Source organism: Burkholderia sp. MSMB1498 (assembly GCF_001526245.1).
GTDB classification, from domain to species: Bacteria; Pseudomonadota; Gammaproteobacteria; order Burkholderiales; family Burkholderiaceae; genus Burkholderia; species Burkholderia savannae.
Genome location: NZ_LOYJ01000092.1, coordinates 20,276 through 38,133, shown reverse-complemented (window position 1 = coordinate 38,133; position 17,858 = coordinate 20,276). Strand labels below are relative to the sequence as shown.

Here is a 17,858-nt window from a genome sequence, read left to right as displayed (position 1 = left end):
CTTTCCGCGTCCAATGCATCCGCTGCATCCGCTGCATCCGCTGCATCCGCTGCATCCGCTGCATCCGCTGCATCCGCTGCATCCGCTGCATCCGCTGCATCCGCTGCATCCGCTGCATCCGCTGCATCCGCTGCATCCGCTGCATCCGCTGCATCCGCTGCATCCGCTGCATCCGCTGCATCCGCGCCGCCCCGTGCCGGCGTCGACGCCGACCTCCACGCTGCCTCGCCCGGCACCGACGTCGCACTCGAACTGTGCGCGCTCACCCGCACGTTCATGCTGAAACACGGCCTCTTCCACGCGCCGACGCCGCTGCGTGCGGTCGACGGCGTGTCGCTGCGCCTCCATCGCGGCGAGACGCTGGCGCTCGTCGGCGAATCCGGCTGCGGCAAGAGCACGCTCGCGAAGATGCTGCTCGGCCTGCTGCCGCCCACCTCGGGCAGCGTGCTGCTCGACGGCCGGCAGGTCGACCCGCGCGACGCCCGGCGCACCGCGCTGCGCATCCAGCCGATCTTCCAGGACCCGTATTCGTCGCTGAACCCGCGCAAGACGGTCGCGCAGATCGTCGGGCTGCCGCTGCGCGTGCACCGGCGCGGCACGCGCGACGAGCAGGACGCCGAAGTGCGCCGGATGCTCGACCTCGTCGGGATGCCGCAGCGCACGCACGGCCAGTATCCGGGCCAGTTGTCGGGCGGCCAGCGGCAGCGCGTCGCGATCGCGCGCGCGCTGATCCTGCGCCCCGGCATCCTCGTGTGCGACGAGCCGACGTCCGCGCTCGACGTGTCCGTGCAGGCGCAGATCCTGAACCTGCTGCTCGACCTGAAGGCCGAGCTCGGCTTGAGCTACCTGTTCATCAGCCACGACCTCGGCGTCGTCGAGCATCTCGCCGATCGCGTGGCGGTGATGGAGCGCGGCCGCATCGTGGAGCAGGACGCGGCCGGGCGGATCTTCGCGCAGCCGGGCCATCCGTATACACGCAAGCTGCTCGCGTCGGCGCTGACGCCGGAGCCGGGCCTCGGCCTGCCCGATCCGCCGGCCGCCGGCGCGCAGCGCGCCGCCTGAACCCTCAACATGGAGAGACAGACATGACGAGTCGCAGTCGAGCCATCGACATGGCCGCGTCGTACTTCGACGACGGCCGCTTCCTGCACGAACTGAACGCGCGCGTCGCCGTGCGCACCGAGAGCCAGCTCGCGTCGTCGCAGCCGCAGCTCTATGCGTACCTGACCGATCACATCGCGCCGTCGCTCGCGGCGCTCGGCTTCACGGCGACGATCGTCGACAGCCCGCTCGAAGGCGGCAGCCCGTTCCTGATCGCCGAGCGCATCGAGGCCCCCGGCGCGCTGACCGTCCTCACGTACGGCCACGGCGACGTCGTGCCCGGCCACGACGCGCAGTGGCGCGCGGGGCTCGAGCCGTGGCGGATCGTCGTCGACGGCGACCGCTGGTACGGCCGCGGCACCGCCGACAACAAGGGCCAGCACACGATCAACCTCGCCGCGCTCGCGCAGGTGATCGACGCGCGCGGCGGCCGGCTCGGCTACAACGTGAAGGCGATCATCGAGATGGGCGAGGAAACCGGCTCGCCCGGGCTCGCGCAGATCTGCGCCGCGCATCGCGACGCGCTCGCGGCCGACCTCTTCATCGCGTCGGACGGGCCGCGCGTCGCGGCGGCGCGGCCGACGATGTTCCTCGGCTCGCGCGGCAACCTGAATTTCACGCTGTCGATCGGGCTGCGCGACGGCGGCCATCATTCGGGCAACTGGGGCGGCCTGTTGCGCAGCCCCGGCATCCGGCTCGCGAACGCGCTCGCGACGATGGTCGACGCGCGCGGCCGGATACTCGTCGACGGCTGGCGGCCGGGCGGCGTGCCGCAGCCGGTGCGCGACGCGCTGCGCGCGCTCGATGTCGGCGGCGGCCCGAACGATCCGCAAGTCGATCGCGACTGGGGCGAGCCGGGCCTCACGCCGATCGAGCGGGTGCTCGCTTGGAACGCGCTGGAAATTCTCGCGTTCAGGACCGGCAATCCGGATGCACCCGTCAACGCGATCCCCGGGCATGCGCACGCGCATTGCCAGTTGCGCTACGTCGTGGGCAGCGACGGGCCGAATCTGCTGAACCGGCTGCGCGCGCATCTCGACGCGCACGGCTTCTCCGACATCGAGATCGCCGAGCGCGGCACGCGGATGGAGGCGACGCGGCTCGACCCGGACGATCCGTGGGTGCGCTGGAGCCTCGCGTCGATCGAAGCGACGACGGGCGACGCGCCCGCGCTGTTGCCGAATCTCGGCGGCTCGCTGCCGAACGACGTGTTCGCCGAGCTGCTCGGGCTGCCGACGCTGTGGATTCCGCATTCGTACGCGGCGTGCTCGCAGCACGCGCCGAACGAGCACCTGCTCGGCAGCGTCGCGCGGCAATCGCTGCAGATCATGGCGGGGCTGTTCTGGGATCTCGCCGAAGAGGGACAGGCGGTGCGCGACGCGAGGCGCGCGCGAGCGGCCTGAGGCGGCCGGCAGGCGCGCGGCCGCGCCGAGCGGGATTTGACGGGAGCGGCCGGAGCCCGGCTGCACGGCTGCCCGGTTGCACGGTCGCCGCGCCGATCCCGCGTTCCGCGGTTTCGTCGGCCGCGAGCGGCGGACCGCCGGCGTCGCGGCCGCGGCCCGCGCGCGGCGTGCCGGAAGCGGGCGCGAACGCGCTCATGCGTCGCCGGCTTTGCCGATCTCCGAGATTTTCTGCTTCGCGCGGGGATCGTCCTTCGGCAACAGCTTGACGCCGGATTCGTCGCCGTTCTCGTAAGGCACCGCATACCCCGCGAGCTCGAAATCGCCGCCCGGCTTGCGCAATTGCGACGAGAGAACGTCCGCCGTCATGTGTTTCGCGTTGACCTGCAGCGTATGCGGCATGACTTCGGTCGCTCGCCCGTGCGCGTCTCGGACCAGTTCGGTCTGCTGCTGCAGCCGCTCGTCCTTGCTTGCCGCACTCTTGAGCGCGCCTTGCTGATGCGCGCCGGCCTGCTTGACGTGGTCGAGCAGTTCCGGCGCGCCGTTGGACGCATCCCCGCCTTTCTTCAGCGCCGCCGCCTGATACGCGTACGTGACGAACTGCGAGCAGCTGACGCCCTGGTTCTTGCTGAGCGGCATGTCTTCATCGCTTCTGAGCGCGGCGCGCGCCGCGCGAAACGTCGCTTCAGGCGACCACTCCTCGGCCTTGTCTTCGTCTGCATCGTTCAAGCGCCCCTCACCGAATGGAGTCTTGGTCTTCGTCGGGTTGGACTCCCGCGAGCGCAGCGCCCATTGCTCGCCGATGCGCGCCGCTTCCTCGGGAATGGGCGATTCGGCGTTCTTCATCCGGTACACCGGCAGCTTCTTGGGCGTCTCGTTGCCGAACTTCTTCGTCAGGTAATCCGGGCCTTGCTGAAGGACGCCGAAGAAGCGCCCGTTCGTCGAGTGGACGAGCGGCTTGTCGCCCGCCGCGTACATCACCGCGTGCATGTTGCCGTGCTCCATGATCAGATCGCCGCGCTTCAGGTTCTGAAGATCCTTCAGGCCGCCGAGCGCGGCCCCGGCGCCGCGCTGCGACGATTGCCGCGCCTGTGTTTGCCCGGTTGCGTGCTGCCCGGAAGACGATTCGGAAGAGACATTGAGCGCAGTCGCGCCTTGCTGAACCTTTTGTATGCCCATGGCGTTCTCCAAGGTTGCCGGAATACGACGAATGTAGGGAAACGATGCGGCCCGCGACGGCCGCGACGCGAACGAGCGTCGCGCGTCGCGAAGCGAACCGGCCATGCGGCGCGCGAGCGCGGCGGACGCTCGCCGGTTCGCTCAGGCTGCCGGCGCGACGCGCCGCGCTGTTGCACGCGCGATTTCGGTTTCATCGTGGGTTTTTGCTGGGAGCTTTGCGGGGATCTTTATTGCGATCTTTACTGGAGTTTGCGTCGCGGCCGCGACGCACCATCTCGACATTCGACCCAGGCGGTCGATCCGGCGCACCGGGTGCGGATCGCCGCCGCGGGCTCGTCGAGCCGCCGAACGGCGAGTAGTGAGGGGCGCTCGGCTAGCGGTGAGCAGCTTGCAATGAGCAATGAGCAATGAGTGGTGAGTGGTGAGTGGTGAGCGGTGAGCGGCGAACGCCGCCGGATGACCGATGCCGATTCCGCCGCCCCAATCACCGCATGCCCGGCACGACGGGCTTTCGCCGATGATCGGCAACCACGCCGGCAAACGCATGCCGACATGACCGACACAACCGACATCGCCGACGCCGCCCGAATTCCGCCCGACACGCCGCACTCGCTGACCGGGTCAATATTCCGCGTCGATCCGCGACCGCATCGCGGCCCTCAGCAGCGCGAGCGCCGCGTCGACCGCGCGTTGCAGCTCGATCTCGTCGCACGTCAGCGGACAATGGCGCACGACGAACGTCCGATGGCCGTGCACGCCGCCGATCCAGTCGAGCGTCGCGGGCTGCTGCGACCACAACAGTAGCCGAGCGTCGCGCGACAACCGGCCGAGCGCGCGCTCGAGCGGCGCGATTTCGGCGGGCGGCCGCGCCGCCGCGCTCGACCGCGCATCGACCCACGACGCATGCAGCCGCGCCGGTTCGGCGCAGCCGAGCAGCGCGATCTGCGGCATGCCGGCGAGCCGCTTCGCGAGCGCGCCGCAGCACGCGGCGGGCAGCGTGTCGTCGCCGACGACGCACACGAGCGTCGGCGACGACGGCGGCTGCCACCAGCGCGCCGCCGCCGTTTCGTCGCACGAACGCCTCGCCCCGCTCATCGGCGCGAACACGCGCGGCGGCCCGACGCGCCGGGTCAGCCGTCGCGAAACAGGAAGCTGTACGCGTTCAGCGCGGGCACGCCGCCGAGATGCGCGTACAGCACCTTCGAGCCGGCCGGGAATTCGCCGAGCCGCACCTTCTCGATCATCCCGTGCATCGATTTGCCTTCGTAGACGGGGTCGGTGAGCATGCCTTCGAGCTTCGCGCACAGGCGAATCGCCTCGAGCGTGCCTTCGTTCGGCAGCCCGTATTCCGGGCCGCCGAAGCGCTCGTCGAGCACGACGTCGTCGCTCGTGATGTCGCGGCCGAGCTCGACGCGATCGGCGGTGTTCTTCGCGATCCTGAGGATCTGCTCGCGCGTCTGCGCGGGCTTGGCCGACGCGTCGACGCCGATCACGCGGTCCGCGCGCCCGTCGGCCGCGAAGCCGACGACCATCCCCGCCTGCGTGCTGCCCGTCACCGAGCACACGACGACGTAGTCGAACTTGAAGCCGAGCTCGGCTTCCTGCGCGCGCACCTCCTCGGCGAAACCGACGAAGCCGAGGCCGCCCAACGGATGATCGGAGCAGCCGGCCGGAATCGCGTACGGCTTGCCGCCTTGCGCGCGCACGTCGGCGAGCGCGTCCTCCCAGCTCTTGCGAAAGCCGATGTCGAAGCCGTCCGGCACGAGGCGCACGTCGGCGCCCATCATGCGCGACATCTGGATGTTGCCGACGCGATCGTAGACGGCGTCGTGATAGTTGACCCAGTTCTCCTGCACGAGCACGCACTTCATGCCGAGATGCGCGGCGACCGCCGCGACCTGGCGCGTCTGGTTCGACTGGATGCCGCCGATCGACACGAGCGTGTCGCAGCCTTGCGCGAGCGCGTCGGGAATCAGGTATTCGAGCTTGCGCGTCTTGTTGCCGCCGAACGCGAGGCCGCTGTTGCAGTCGTCGCGCTTCGCGTACAGCTCGACCTTGCCGCCCAGATGCGCGGTGAGGCGTTTGAGCGGCTGGATCGGCGTCGGGCCGAAGGTCAGCGGATAACGCGGGAATTTCTGAAGATTCATCGATCGCTCCTGTCATCGAAGATTCGGGCGCGCGAACGCATCGAACCGCGCGCCGCGCAGCCCGATCGCGATTCGCCGCGACGTCCCATGGTAAGAACGATCGGGAAAAACAGGGTTGCGAACATATTGCCAATCACCTACTTTTATGACGGCGTATAAGTCATTCGATTAATTTAATTAGGAACGACATATCATGCGCGCAACAAAAAAATCCACGCCGAAGGCCGTCGCCCAGCCGGCCGGCGCGGACATCGACCGTGTCGACCGCGCGATCCTTCGCGTGCTGCAGCGCGACGCGTCGATCTCGAACGTCGCGCTCGCCGCGAAGGTGAACCTGAGCGCGCCCGCGTGCCTGCGCCGCGTCGAGCGCCTGAAGGAGATGGGCCTGATTCGCGGCATCGTCGCGCTGCTCGAGCCGAAGGCGCTGAACGCCGGCATGCTCGTGATGATCGGCGTCGTGCTCGACCGCTCGACGCCCGATTCGTTCGACGCATTCGAGCAGGCCGCGCAGAAGGTGTCCGGCTGCATGGAATGCCATGTCGTGACGGGGGAATTCGACTACATCATGCTGATTCGCACGCGCGACAGCGACACGTTCAACCGGCTGCACGCCGAGCAACTGCTGTATCTGCCCGGCGTGCGGCAAATCCGGACATTCGTCGTGCTGAAGGAGATTCTGTCGACCACGAGCTTTCCGATTTGAGCCGGACGCGCTTCGCGCGCGCCGCCCATGCAGCCGGCGGCTATCGCGCGAAAAAAGCGCGGGCGGCCTCGCTCGGCCGCTCGGTCACTCGGCCGCTCGGTCACTCGGTCGCGCCGTTACGCCGTTGCGCCGTCGCGCCGTCGTGCCGTCGTGCCGTCGCGCAATCGCGCCGCCGCTCCATCGCCTCCGAGCGCACGACGCCGCGCGCTCGAACGATGCCGCCCCCCCGCAGACGTGCGCGAAACGCGCCGCGCATTCGCGTCGGCGCGCCACGACAAGCGCGCGTGCCGCGCATTCTTTGGCCCACCGTTCGCACCGCCGCCCGAGCCCCCGCGCACATCGCCGCGCACGCCGTCGAACACGCGGATTTCCGCGCGACCGCGCCGACCCGCTATCATGTGCGCCATCCTCGATCGCACGATCGACCCGACACTCAGGTTGGAGACCCCATGGCCTTACCCCAGGACAGCGTCAACATGGCGCTCTTTTGCGACTTCGAAAACATCGCGCTCGGCGTGCGCGACACGAAGTTCGAGAAATTCGACATCAAGCCCGTGCTCGAGAAGCTGCTGCTCAAGGGCAGCATCGTCGTCAAGAAAGCGTATTGCGACTGGGATCGCTACAAGACGTTCAAGGCGGCGATGCACGAAGCGAGCTTCGAGCTGATCGAAATCCCGCACGTGCGGCAGTCGGGCAAGAATTCGGCGGACATCCGGCTCGTCGTCGACGCGCTCGATCTTTGCTACACGAAGGCGCACGTGGACACGTTCGTCATCATCAGCGGCGATTCGGACTTCTCGCCGCTCGTGTCGAAGCTGCGCGAGAACGCGAAGCGCGTGATCGGCGTCGGCGTGAAGAACTCGACGTCGGATCTGCTCGTCGCGAACTGCGACGAATTCATCTTCTACGATGACCTCGCCCGCGAGCAGCAGCGCGCGCTCGCGAAGCGCGACGCGCGCAAGGCCGAGGCGGGCGCGAAGCGCACGGCCGACGACGACAAGCACCGCAAGCACGACGGCGACGCGCGCAAGGCGGAAGCGATCTCGCTCGCCGTCGAGACGTTCGACGCGCTCGCGTCCGAGCGCGGCGAGAGCGGCAAGATCTGGGCGTCGGTGCTCAAGAGCGCGATCAAGCGGCGCAAGCCGGATTTCAACGAGTCGTACTACGGCTTCCGCGCGTTCGGCAACCTGCTCGAGGAAGCGCAGGCGCGCGGGCTCCTCGAGATCGGCCGCGACGACAAATCGGGCACGTTCGTGTTCCGCTCGATCCAGCCGGCCGCCGTCGAGACGATCAAGCCCTTCGAGACGGCCTCGGCCGCCGAGGAAAACCACGCGGGCGCGAAGCCGTCCGGCAAGAAGGGGCACGGCAAGGGCCGCGGCGCGAAGAAGCGCGTGCCCGAGCAGATGCCGCTGATCGTCGAGCCGGGCGCGGAAAGCCACGCTGCGAGCCTCGATGCCGACGCCGAGATCCTCGGTGCGGACTTCGCCGAGACGCGCGAAACCCGGCGCGAGCGCGCCGCGGATGACGCGCGCGAGGCGCACCCGGCCCGCGAAGCGCGGGATGCGCACGAGCCGCACGAACCGGCCCGCACGCACGAGACGACCGAAGCGCAGGAAACCGAAGCGGCGAAGCCCGCGCGTTCGCGCGTGCGCAAGGCCCCGGCGAAGAAAAGCAAGCCGCGCGCGGCCGAAGCGGCGCCGGCCGCCAAGGCCGATGCGGATGCGGCCACCCCGGTCGCCGCCGGCGAACCAGCGGCCGAAGCGGCGCCCGCGAAGGCTCCGCGCAAGTCGACCGCGCGCCCGCGCCGCCCGCGCAAGACCGCGGGCGCGAGCGAGTCATGAGCGACGCGTGACAGGCGGCCGCGCGGGCGCGACTCGCGACTCGCGGCGCCCGTCGGTCGGCGATCGTCCGCAGGACGCGGGACGCGCGAGCGACCGAAACCGCCGATCCTGTCGCATCACTGGGGTCGCCCATGCTCGCCCATACGGCGCATCAGGGTGACGCGTCGGCCCCGGCGTGCCGCGTCGTTCGTCACCGCCGCGACTTGGCGGAGCGATCCCGGGCGTTAGACGGCGGTGCGGTGGTGCGGTGGTGCGGTGGTGCGGTGGTGCGGTGGTGCGGTGGTGCGGTGGTGCGGTGGGATGGTGGGATGGTGGGATGGTGGGATGGTGGGATGGTGGGATGGTGGGATGGTGGGATGGTGGGATGGTGAGGCGTTTATGCAGCGCGACAGTGAGACGGCGAGGCCCGCCCTCCACGCCGCGCGCGATTCACGCCGCATCGGACCGGCGCGGCGACATGAGCGCGCTACAGCGCCAGCAGTTCCTCCGGCCGCTCGATCAACGGCAGTCCACAATGCGCCCGCAGCGCCTGCGGCGCGGTATAGCCCCACGCGACGCCCCTGAACGCGATCCCGGCGTTGTCCGCGGCCTCGGCGTCGCGCACTTCGTCGCCGACGTACAGCACGTCGGCGCGCGCGAACCCGCTTGCGCGCGCGAGCAACCGCAAGCGCCGCGCCTTGCCGAACAGCGAAATCCCGCAACTGAAATGCCGGATGTGCGCGCACGTCGCCGGGCCGGCGATCGCACGCACGACGGCCTCCGAATTCGACGTCGCGACGGCGACGCGCGTCCCCCGTTGCGCGAGCGCGCGCAGCGTCGCGTCGATTCCCGGAAAGAGCCGCACGTCGGGCGCGCGCGCCTGCATCCGCCGCCGCATGTCGGCGGCGATGCGCGGCACTTTCCACTGCGGCACGCCGAGCAGCTCGACGATCTCGCGGGCCGACATCCCGCGCACTTGCGGCAGCAGCGCGTCGTCGATCGCGCGAAAGCCGTGATGCCGCGCGGACTCAGACAGCGCATGAAGAAAGCACGCGAGCGAATCCGCGAGCGTGCCGTCGAAATCGAAGGCGATGAGCTTGTAGCCCAAGTTTTCCTCGTGATGCTTATCGTGGCCGAAAGAAAATTGCCGGCGAGACAGGGCTCGCGATTGTGTCACGAAACACGCCGACGGCTAAATCGCGACGAAGCGATCGGATGCTTCGAGCGCTTCGAGCACTTCGAATACCTCGAATGCTCCAAACGCTTCGGATGCTTTGGATGCTTTGGATGCTTTGGATGCGATCAAATCGGCAGCATGATTGCCTCGGACGTTCCACTTAAAAATCTCAGAAACCTGTCCGAACGAGTGAGGCCACCTCCTAGGGGCCTTCGTGTGTAACGTAGTGGCGCGCCATCTCGGTTTCCTAGGTGCCGACCTGGTCAGCACTAGCCTCACAATCGTCCCAGTACCGTAACGGATCGAGATGTTGCGGATAGCGTAAGCTGAGCCACCCTGAAAGCCGAGCCCAATCCGGATGGTTGCTGCCTGTCAGTGAGGACCAGATCGAGGAACGCTCGAGAATCTGCCCAGTGGCGCGATCGCGGACCAGCAAGCTGCCCATCCCGGTCGAACTGTTCGACTGTGTCTCGACCAGATAACGTGGCAACAGCCGCAGCTCGGCATCCTCGGCCCAGCCATATACTGCTCGCACCACGTTCGACGGATCTCGCAGTTCAATGGGGCCAGTGGCCGGACGAATGGCCTTCCATCCTTCAGGAAACTCGGCAACAACCTCGTGGCCAGTTTCCCTAACCCATCTCACCCGTAAAATGTGCGCTATCGCCTCGCACAAGTGAGACAGCGACGCGTAGCCGGCGGGCAAAGCGAACGCGTTCGGTAGCGTGATCAGATTGTCTTTCCAGAGCCGGGTTTCGTCATCGGCACGCTGGACCGTATCGAGCGCGCTGGCTTCGAATGGATTCACCGGCCGGCCGGACGCGCTCGTGTTCCCGCTTGGTAATCCCGCAAAAAGACGCTCGGCGTCCTGACGGGTAAGTTTTGGTTTCCCGCGTCTCATGAGATCTTTGTACAGCTCCTTTCCTATCAATGGTCGAAGAGCGGTTACCCTACTCAGATGGCGAGCAGGTCGGGCTGAATTAGGAACACTGCAGGATCGTTACCGAGCCATGCTGGCTGTCGCCCCCTGCCAGACCAGGTTTTCCCTGTCGCCGGGTCGCGGTACTTCGGAACAGCCGACATGCGCATCGAGTTGCGCTTATGCACTTTCTCTTGCAGATCCAGAACGCTGAGATCGAACTCCTTCATCAGTGCCTTGATCTGTCCGATCGCCACTTCACGTTCGGCTTCGCGGGCGGCGTTGATTTGCGCATCCAGTGCCTCTCTTTGCGCAATTAGAGCTAGGTAGCCTGTCGGTTTGGAGTTCATGTTCTCTCTTTTCCTCCTTTACATCCGAAAACCCGGCGTCGTCGCAGGCGTATCCAGTGCGGAGGCATGACGCAGCCCGAGCACGTCGAGATACGTGTCGAGCGAGCGCTGCACTGATTCGGCGACCAGGCGCGTGATGTCGCCATAATCGCCACTGACGCAGGCTTTGTCGAGCGAGTCGTAGTAGGCAAGTCGATCCTCTTTGCGGATGATCGCGGCCGGATAGCCCGCCTTCATCAGCTCGAAGTTGAGCAGCAGCCGTCCCGCCCGCCCGTTGCCATCGACGAACGGGTGGATCTTCCCGAATCGCGTATGCAGTTCCGCCGCCCGCTCGACCGGATGCATGTCGCTGGTCGCCTCGCACCAGTCGATCAGCGCGGCCATTTCGGCAGGCAGATGCCTGAAGTCAGGCGAGGTCGTGCTCGCGCCCGCGATCACGACGTTCTCGCGGCGATACCGGCCCGCCTCTTCGGCGTCGATGCCTTTCAGCACCAGACTGTGGATGTTGCGGATCTGCCATTCCGACAGTGTTTCCGCCTTCGACACGATGTCCTCGACATAGACAATTGCGTCGCGGTGGTTCGTCGCCTCGAAGTGCTCGCGAAGTGACTTTCCACCGACCGTGATGCCTTCGAGCACCACCTTGGTTTCCCGCAGTGTCAGCGTGTTGCCCTCGATCGCATTCGAGTGATACGTCCACTCCAGCAACAGCTTTTCGCGCAGCGATGCAACCGTGTGCGGCGGCAGCGGGCGCGCAGCGTCGAGCGTCGCCTTGTCGGCGTCGATCATGTTCAGCAGCGCGGCAGTTTGATTCGACATTTGCTTCTCGAAGCGAGGTTCATTGAGGAACAGTACCTATCCCCATTAGGGGTGGTCAAAAGGGCTTTCGTTTTTTCTGCCATTGCAGGATCTCGAGCACGTACGATCGGCCCATATCGGGCATTGTGCGTGCGTCAGGGGAGCCGTCCGGCAGAAGCCACTTATCCAGCGTGCGAACGGCAATACTCAGCCGCGCGGCGAACTCCGCCCGCGTCATGCCCAGTCGATCCATCGCCACGCGTAGCAGTTCCTGCTGGGGAAGTTCCGCGAGATCTTCCTTGGTTGTCATGCGTCTCTTTATCGGTCAAATTCACTTCCGACTTTATATCCCCATCGGGGACAACAATCAATCCTCGTCGAACACCCCGCCGAGATCGGCCATTGCGTGGCACCGGGCCGTCTTCGATACTTCCAGATAAGGGGCCACATGATCGAGGTGGGAATGACCCAGCAGAAGCTGAACGGTCTCAATCGGATGCCCTTGGGCGAGTAGTCTGGTCGCGAACGTGCGACGGGCGCTGTGACTGGAGTAGCCCCGACCGAACCCGGCTGCTCGATATAGTGTATGCGGTCCACGAACGACGCCCCTCTGAGAGGGTGGCCGAAGCGTTCGGCTTGCGGCCCACACCTTCGCGACTCGGCCGCTTTACCGCAGCAGCGGTGACCATATCGGCCGAGCCTTCGTCGGCCTGCAGGTCTTCCAGCCGCAATTCAAGCTGCTCGATCTGGCGATTCAGCTTCTCCGATTTTCTACCGAACTGCATCCGGCGCAGCTTGGCGATCGTCAGCTTCAGGTGTTCGATCTCGATCGCGCGCGACGAGACACATCCAGCGTTTGCGGCAGAGCGTGGTTTGGGACGTCTTTCGCTTGCAGATCGACCACCTCAACAGGCAGCAGCGCGACGCTTGGTATCGGCGTTGCGCGTTGCGCTTCCAGTAAGCTCCTCCGCCACTGCGCGACCATATTGGCGTTCAAGCCATGCGCACGGGCTACTTCGGCAATTGAACGATTCGGATCGTTCGCTTCAGCAGCAACCGCTTCCCGAAACTCCTTCGTGTAATTCCTCGATCCCGGTTGTCTTCCATGCACTACTGGCTTCATCGATCTGATTCCCATTACATCTGATGGGAATCAGATCGCCTATGCCGCGCTCTCACGAACAGACGGTACATGTCGAGCGCTTACGCACGGTGTCCGCTCGCTCCTGGATCACGTGCGCCGTTTGGACCATCCTCGGAATATTCGGCATCGTCTTTTCCGTGTGCCGGCGCTACCGGCGTTTTCCTATCCTTTATCGAGGCCAAGCATTGCCTTTAACGTTGCCGTCGCGAGCTCTGGGGCGACTTTCGCTGCAACATCAAGACACCATTTGCCGACTCCGGCCAAATGACCGATGACAGACGGCACATCCCCATTCCTCGCTGCAAATCCGGCACTTGCGACCTTCGCAACTTCCATATCTTGCTCCGCCGTAACCGCCTCTGCTTTCATGGCGGAACGTAGTCGATCCAAATCATCTGCGAGCGTGTTGAGGTCGCTGGCTCGAAGTGACCTGCCCCCTTCACGCGCGCCCGGACCGCCCGAGACGCCGTCGCCGCGTCACGCGGCGCTCAAGCCGCGACGCCCGCGCGCGGCCGCCGGCCGAGCGTCGTCGCGACCGCCAGCATGCCGACGCCGAGCGTCGCGAGACACACGACGGGCACGAGCATCGGCGCGCTCGCGCTGCCCGCGACCTTGCCGACGTACGGCATCAGGTTCTGCGCGAAGAAGCCGCCGAGATTGCCGATCGAGTTGATCGCGGCGATGCTGGCCGCGGCGCGCGCGCCGGTGAAGAAACGCGGCGGCAGCGACCAGAAGCACGGATACAGCAGCGGGATGCACGCGCCGCCCAGCACGAGCGCGGCGAAGCGCAGCGGCAGGCCCGGCAGCGCAAGGCTCAGCGCGAAACCGGCGACGCCCACGCCCGCGACGAGCGCCATCGCCTTCAACACGATCCGCTCGCGCTTGAGCCGCGCCGGCAGCCACAGCAACAGCAGCGCCGAGATCGCCCACGGAATCATGTTCAGCAGCCCGTTCGTCGACGGCGGCACGCCGCTGCTCTTCAAGAGCGTCGGCAGCCAGTACGTGACGCCGTACAGTGACGTCGACATCAGCATGTACGCGAGCGCGAACATCAGCACGCGCGGATCGACGAGCGCGCGCCACGGCGATTCGGACACCGCGTCGGGCGACGCCTCGCGCTCGAGCGCGGCGAGCACGAGGCGCTTCTCGTCGTCGGACAGAAACGTCGCGCGCTCGACCGACTCCGGCAGGAAGCGCAGCGCGACGAGCGCGACGGCAACGGCAGGCAGCCCCGTGGCGACGAACACCCACTGCCACCCGGCGAGCCCGAGCCGGCCGTCGAGCGACAGCAGCAGCCCGCCCGCGAGCGAGCCGAGCATGTTCGCGAGCGCGCTGCCAAGCGTGAAGAAGCCGAGCACGCGCGTGCGGTGGCTTTGCGGAAACCACAGCGTCAGGTAATAGATGACGCCCGGATAGAAGCCCGCCTCCGCGACGCCGAGCAGAAAGCGAAACACGTAGAAGACGCCCGTCGAATGCGTGAAGCCGAGCAGCACCGTGATCGCGCCCCACGTCATCATGATGCGCGCGAGCCAGAGGCGCGCGCCGAACCGGTGCAGCGCGAGCGTGCTCGGCACCTCGAACAGCAGGTATCCGATGAAGAACAGCGAAGCGCCGAGCCCGTACGACGCCTCGGTCATCCCGAGCGCGTGCACCATCTGCAGCTTCGCGAAGCCGACGTTCTGCCGGTCGATGAACGCGATCAGGAACATGATCACGAGCAGCGGCATCAGCCGACGCGCGATTTTCGTCATGACCGCCCGTTCGCGGGTTGAGGACTCGTCCACCTGCTGTCTCCTGGTTCAAAATTCATATAGATGATTGGTTGAATAGTGGAATGCGGCAATGCGTAATAACCCGCGTCTCACGTCGGAATTTAGCGGCACTCATCGGGTTTTCACCGATTCGCCTCGCCACAAGTCATGCAAACATATAGATGAATTGGGAGAAACCATGCACGCCACCGACGACCGTCTGCCCCGTTATCAGCGTCTGCGCGACGAGCTGGCCGCGCTCATCGCCGCCCGGCACTGGCGGCCGGGCGAGGCGATCCCGACCGAGCAGGCGCTCGCCACGCGCTACGACGTCGCGATCGGCACCGTGCGCAAGGCGGTCGACCTGCTCGTCGCCGACGGGATGCTCGAACGCTTCCAGGGGCGCGGCACGTTCGTGCGGCGCGCGAGCTTCGACAGCTCGCTGTTCCGCTTCTTCCGCTTCCAGAGCAGGCATGGCGAGCGCCGGATACCGGAGAGCCGGGTCCTGCGCCGCGAGATCGTCGAAGCGCCGTCGGCCGTCGCCGCCGCGCTGCAGATTCCGAGCCGCGAACCGGTGATCGAAATGACGCGCCTGCGGCTGATCGACGGCGCGCCGATGCTCGCCGAGGAAATCTGGCTGCCTTACGACCGCTTCGCCGCGTTCGCGCGGCTCGAGCTCGACGCGATCGGCGACTTGCTGTACCCGGTCTATGAAGCGCACTGCAACCAGATCGTCGCGTCGGCGACGGAGACGCTGACCGTCGAGGCGATCGGCCCCGTGCATGCGCGCCTGTTGCGCATCGAGCCGGGCACGCCCGCCGTCGTGATCGAGCGGCTCGCGTACGGCTACGACCGCCGGCCGCTCGAATGGCGGCGCTCGCGCGGCCCCGCGAGCGAGTTCATCTATCAGGCGGAGATCCGCTAACGCAAACGGCGCAAGCGCACCGACACGCGAACGCGCGCATGCGCGCCGACGGGCGAGCGCCGCGAACCGCGGCGGCGCGCCGCAACGCCCGTCGGGCAACAGGAGACGACAGTGTTCAAATGGTTCGGCACGATCTCGGCCCGGGAACGGCGCACGTTCTGGGCCTGCTTCGGCGGCTGGGCGCTCGATGCGCTGGACGTGCAGATGTTCAGCCTCGTGATTCCCGCGATCATCGCCGAATGGTCGCTGTCGCGCACGCAGGCGGGCCTTGTCGGCGGCGCGACGCTCGTCGCGTCGGCGATCGGCGGCTGGGCGGCCGGCATGCTGTCCGACCGCTTCGGCCGCGTGAGAACGCTGCAATGGACGATCGCGTTCTTCTCGGTCGGCACGTTCCTCTGCGCGTTCGCGACGAGCTATCCGCAGTTCGTCGTCCTGAAAACGCTGCAGGGCCTCGGCTTCGGCGGCGAATGGGCGGCGGGCGCGGTGCTGATGGCGGAGACGATCCGCGCCGAGCATCGCGGCAAGGCGATGGGCACCGTGCAGAGCGCGTGGGCGCTCGGCTGGGCGGCGGCCGTGCTGCTCTATGCGCTCGCGTTCTCGCTGATGCCCGCCGAGCTCGCGTGGCGCGCGATGTTCGCCGTCGGCCTGCTGCCCGCGCTGCTGATCGCCTACGTGCGGCGCGGCATCGTCGAGCCTGCGGCGGACGCATCCGGAGCGCGGGCTGCGCCGCACGCCGCCGCGGCTCCGCTCGTCGGCATCTTCGCGCGGGACACGTTGCGCATCACGCTGATCGGCGCGCTGCTCGGCGTCGGCGCGCACGGCGGCTACTACGCGCTGATGACGTGGCTGCCGACGTATCTGAAAGCGGAGCGGCATCTGTCGGTGCTCGGCACGGGCGGCTATCTGGCCGTCATCATCTTTGCGTTCTTCTGCGGCTGCGTCGCGAGCGCGCAATTGCTCGACCGCATCGGACGGCGCCGCACGATCCTCGCGTTCTCCGCGTGCTGCGTCGCGACCGTGATCGCCTATCTGTTCCTGCCGCTCGGCAACGCCGCGATGCTCGTGCTCGGCTTTCCGCTCGGCTTCTTCGCGGCCGGCATCCCGGCGAGCATGGGCGCGCTCTTCAACGAGCTGTATCCGCGCGGCACCCGCGGCACGGGCGTCGGCTTTTGCTACAACTTCGGACGCGTCGCGTCGGCCGGCTTTCCGGTGCTCGTCGGCCACATGTCGGCGGGCATGCCGCTCGGCACCGCGATCGGCATCGACGCGGCGATCGCGTATTCGATCGTCGTCGTCGCGGTGCTGATGCTGCCCGAGACGCGCGGGCGCACGTTCGACGAGCGCGCGAACGCCGCTGCCGGCGCGGGAACCCGCGGCGTCGCCGCCCCGCGCGCGCAGCATCGCTGAAGGCGCGGCGGATTCGGGCGGCAGATTCACGGCATGAGGAGCATCGAGCGTTGAGCGAGCAACAGGGAACGGCCCGCGCGCCCATAGCGGCGATCCGGGATGAAGCCGGCGGCATCGTCGGCGTCGACGCGCACGCGCACGTGTTCGAAACGGGGCTGCCGCTCGCCGGGCGCCGCCGCTACGCGCCCGATTACGACGCAACGCTCGACGCGTACCTCGCCCAGCTCGACGCGCATCGCGTCTCGCACGGCGTGCTCGTGCAGCCGAGCTTTCTCGGCAGCGACTGCCGCTACCTGCTGCGCGCGCTCGCGCGGCAGCCGCGGCGTCTGCGCGGCGTCGCGGTGATCGACGCGGGCCGCGCGCAGGACGAGCTCGACGCGCTCGATCGCGCGGGCATCGTCGGCATCCGGCTGAATCTGATCGGGATGCCGGACCCGGCGCTCGACGGCCCCGCATGGCGCGCGACGCTCGAGCGCGTCGCGGCGCTGCGCTGGCATGTCGAGCTGCACGCGCAAGCGCACCGGCTGCGGCGGCTGATCGCGCCGCTGCTCGCGCATAGCGTGAACGTCGTCGTCGATCATTTCGGCCGCCCGGACCCGGCGCACGGCATCGCCGACGCGGGCTTCCGCGATCTGCTGCGCACGGCCGCGACGCGGCGCGTATGGGTGAAGATTTCCGGCGTCTACCGCAACTGGCCGCTCGCGCCCGACGAAGCGGCAGCCCGCGCGCGCGAAGCGTTCGATGCGCTCGAGGGCGAATTCGGCGCGCAGCGGCTCGTCTGGGGCAGCGACTGGCCGCATACGCAGTTCGAGCGAACCGAAACGTTCGGCCGCGCACTCACGCTCGCGCAACGATGGATGCGCGACGACGCGATGCGGCGCGCGATCTTCGTCGAAACGCCCGCGCGGCTGTTTCGGTTCGGTGAGAATCGGGGCGCGTAACGGCGATCGATCGGCAAGCGCGGGCGGTCGATGTGCCGCGATGCGTGGTGTGCGGTGCGTGGTGTGCGGTGCGTGGTGTGCGGTGCGTGGTGTGCG

Annotated in this window: 19 protein-coding genes and 1 pseudogene; 8 read left to right on the top strand and 12 right to left on the bottom strand. The window is 67.4% G+C overall.

Annotated elements, in window-relative coordinates:
- Positions 1–13: 13 nt before the first annotated feature.
- Genes WS91_RS36905 through WS91_RS20095 form a run of 3 tightly spaced genes read left to right on the top strand, consistent with a single transcriptional unit; the run spans position 14 to position 2,504 of the window.
- Positions 14–283 carry a hypothetical protein gene (locus WS91_RS36905; RefSeq protein ID WP_197422258.1) on the top strand — a complete coding sequence of 90 codons (270 nt, stop codon included), beginning with the start codon at positions 14–16 and terminating at the stop codon, positions 281–283.
- Entirely contained in the window at positions 277–1,062 is a 786-nt protein-coding gene (locus WS91_RS20100; protein ID WP_414734408.1) for an ATP-binding cassette domain-containing protein, read from the top strand. Before WS91_RS36905 ends, WS91_RS20100 begins: the two co-directional genes overlap by 7 nt.
- A gap of 23 nt (positions 1,063–1,085) precedes the next feature.
- Positions 1,086–2,504: a M20 family metallopeptidase gene (locus WS91_RS20095; RefSeq protein ID WP_059670857.1), complete on the top strand. Its 1,419-nt coding sequence runs from the start codon at positions 1,086–1,088 to the stop codon at positions 2,502–2,504.
- A gap of 192 nt (positions 2,505–2,696) precedes the next feature.
- On the opposite strand, the gene WS91_RS20090 is transcribed toward WS91_RS20095, so the two are convergent.
- The 3 genes from WS91_RS20090 to WS91_RS20080 form a co-directional block, all read right to left on the bottom strand.
- Positions 2,697–3,680 (bottom strand): hypothetical protein, encoded by a 984-nt coding sequence (locus WS91_RS20090; protein ID WP_059670856.1) that lies wholly within the window; start codon positions 3,678–3,680, stop codon positions 2,697–2,699.
- Between the two features lie 621 nt (positions 3,681–4,301).
- The gene (locus tag WS91_RS20085) at positions 4,302–4,775 is read right to left on the bottom strand and encodes a hypothetical protein (RefSeq protein WP_059579137.1); all 474 of its coding nucleotides are present in this window, start codon (positions 4,773–4,775) and stop codon (positions 4,302–4,304) included.
- Positions 4,776–4,810: 35 nt separating this feature from the next.
- Positions 4,811–5,827, bottom strand: a complete 1,017-nt coding sequence (locus WS91_RS20080; RefSeq protein ID WP_059670855.1) for a 1-aminocyclopropane-1-carboxylate deaminase — start codon at positions 5,825–5,827, stop codon at positions 4,811–4,813.
- Between the two features lie 193 nt (positions 5,828–6,020).
- Between WS91_RS20080 and WS91_RS20075 the strand changes: the two genes are divergently transcribed.
- Positions 6,021–6,530, top strand: coding sequence for an Lrp/AsnC family transcriptional regulator (locus WS91_RS20075; protein ID WP_038753042.1), 510 nt, complete (start codon positions 6,021–6,023; stop codon positions 6,528–6,530).
- A 449-nt stretch (positions 6,531–6,979) separates the two neighbouring features.
- Positions 6,980–8,371: an NYN domain-containing protein gene (locus WS91_RS20065; protein ID WP_082758253.1), complete on the top strand. Its 1,392-nt coding sequence runs from the start codon at positions 6,980–6,982 to the stop codon at positions 8,369–8,371.
- A gap of 466 nt (positions 8,372–8,837) precedes the next feature.
- Here WS91_RS20065 and WS91_RS20060 read toward each other — a convergent pair whose 3' ends face one another.
- From WS91_RS20060 to WS91_RS20045, 9 genes and pseudogenes are all read right to left on the bottom strand, one after another.
- Complete coding sequence (locus tag WS91_RS20060; RefSeq protein WP_038753036.1) at positions 8,838–9,458, bottom strand: HAD hydrolase-like protein; 621 nt, start codon at positions 9,456–9,458, stop codon at positions 8,838–8,840.
- Positions 9,459–9,774: 316 nt separating this feature from the next.
- Positions 9,775–10,428, bottom strand: a complete 654-nt coding sequence (locus tag WS91_RS33835) for a hypothetical protein (RefSeq protein ID WP_082758254.1) — start codon at positions 10,426–10,428, stop codon at positions 9,775–9,777.
- Between the two features lie 53 nt (positions 10,429–10,481).
- On the bottom strand, positions 10,482–10,796 hold the full coding sequence (locus WS91_RS33830) for an H-NS histone family protein (protein ID WP_038753034.1): 315 nt from the start codon (positions 10,794–10,796) through the stop codon (positions 10,482–10,484).
- A gap of 18 nt (positions 10,797–10,814) precedes the next feature.
- Complete coding sequence (locus WS91_RS20055) at positions 10,815–11,615, bottom strand: Fic family protein (RefSeq protein WP_059670852.1); 801 nt, start codon at positions 11,613–11,615, stop codon at positions 10,815–10,817.
- Positions 11,616–11,670: 55 nt separating this feature from the next.
- Entirely contained in the window at positions 11,671–11,904 is a 234-nt protein-coding gene (locus WS91_RS20050; RefSeq protein ID WP_038753030.1) for a hypothetical protein, read from the bottom strand.
- A gap of 57 nt (positions 11,905–11,961) precedes the next feature.
- Positions 11,962–12,243: a tyrosine-type recombinase/integrase gene (locus tag WS91_RS33825; protein ID WP_082758251.1), complete on the bottom strand. Its 282-nt coding sequence runs from the start codon at positions 12,241–12,243 to the stop codon at positions 11,962–11,964.
- Positions 12,227–12,439: pseudogene (locus WS91_RS33820) on the bottom strand (transposase domain-containing protein); the annotation flags it as partial. The pseudogene WS91_RS33820 and the gene WS91_RS33825, both read right to left, overlap by 17 nt.
- On the bottom strand, positions 12,406–12,717 hold the full coding sequence (locus tag WS91_RS37455) for a transposase (RefSeq protein ID WP_222430152.1): 312 nt from the start codon (positions 12,715–12,717) through the stop codon (positions 12,406–12,408). The gene WS91_RS37455 and the pseudogene WS91_RS33820, both read right to left, overlap by 34 nt.
- A 509-nt stretch (positions 12,718–13,226) precedes the next feature.
- Complete coding sequence (locus WS91_RS20045) at positions 13,227–14,489, bottom strand: MFS transporter (protein ID WP_082745345.1); 1,263 nt, start codon at positions 14,487–14,489, stop codon at positions 13,227–13,229.
- A 199-nt stretch (positions 14,490–14,688) separates the two neighbouring features.
- Here WS91_RS20045 and WS91_RS20040 point away from each other — a divergent pair, with 199 nt between their 5' ends.
- The 3 genes from WS91_RS20040 to WS91_RS20030 all read left to right on the top strand — a co-directional run bounded on the left by WS91_RS20040 (position 14,689) and on the right by WS91_RS20030 (position 17,762).
- A complete protein-coding gene (locus WS91_RS20040) occupies positions 14,689–15,414 on the top strand; it encodes a GntR family transcriptional regulator (protein WP_059670851.1) in 726 nt (241 codons plus the stop codon).
- A 111-nt stretch (positions 15,415–15,525) separates the two neighbouring features.
- Positions 15,526–16,821: an MFS transporter gene (locus WS91_RS20035; RefSeq protein ID WP_059670850.1), complete on the top strand. Its 1,296-nt coding sequence runs from the start codon at positions 15,526–15,528 to the stop codon at positions 16,819–16,821.
- A 50-nt stretch (positions 16,822–16,871) separates the two neighbouring features.
- Entirely contained in the window at positions 16,872–17,762 is an 891-nt protein-coding gene (locus WS91_RS20030; RefSeq protein ID WP_059670849.1) for an amidohydrolase family protein, read from the top strand.
- Positions 17,763–17,858: the final 96 nt, after the last annotated feature.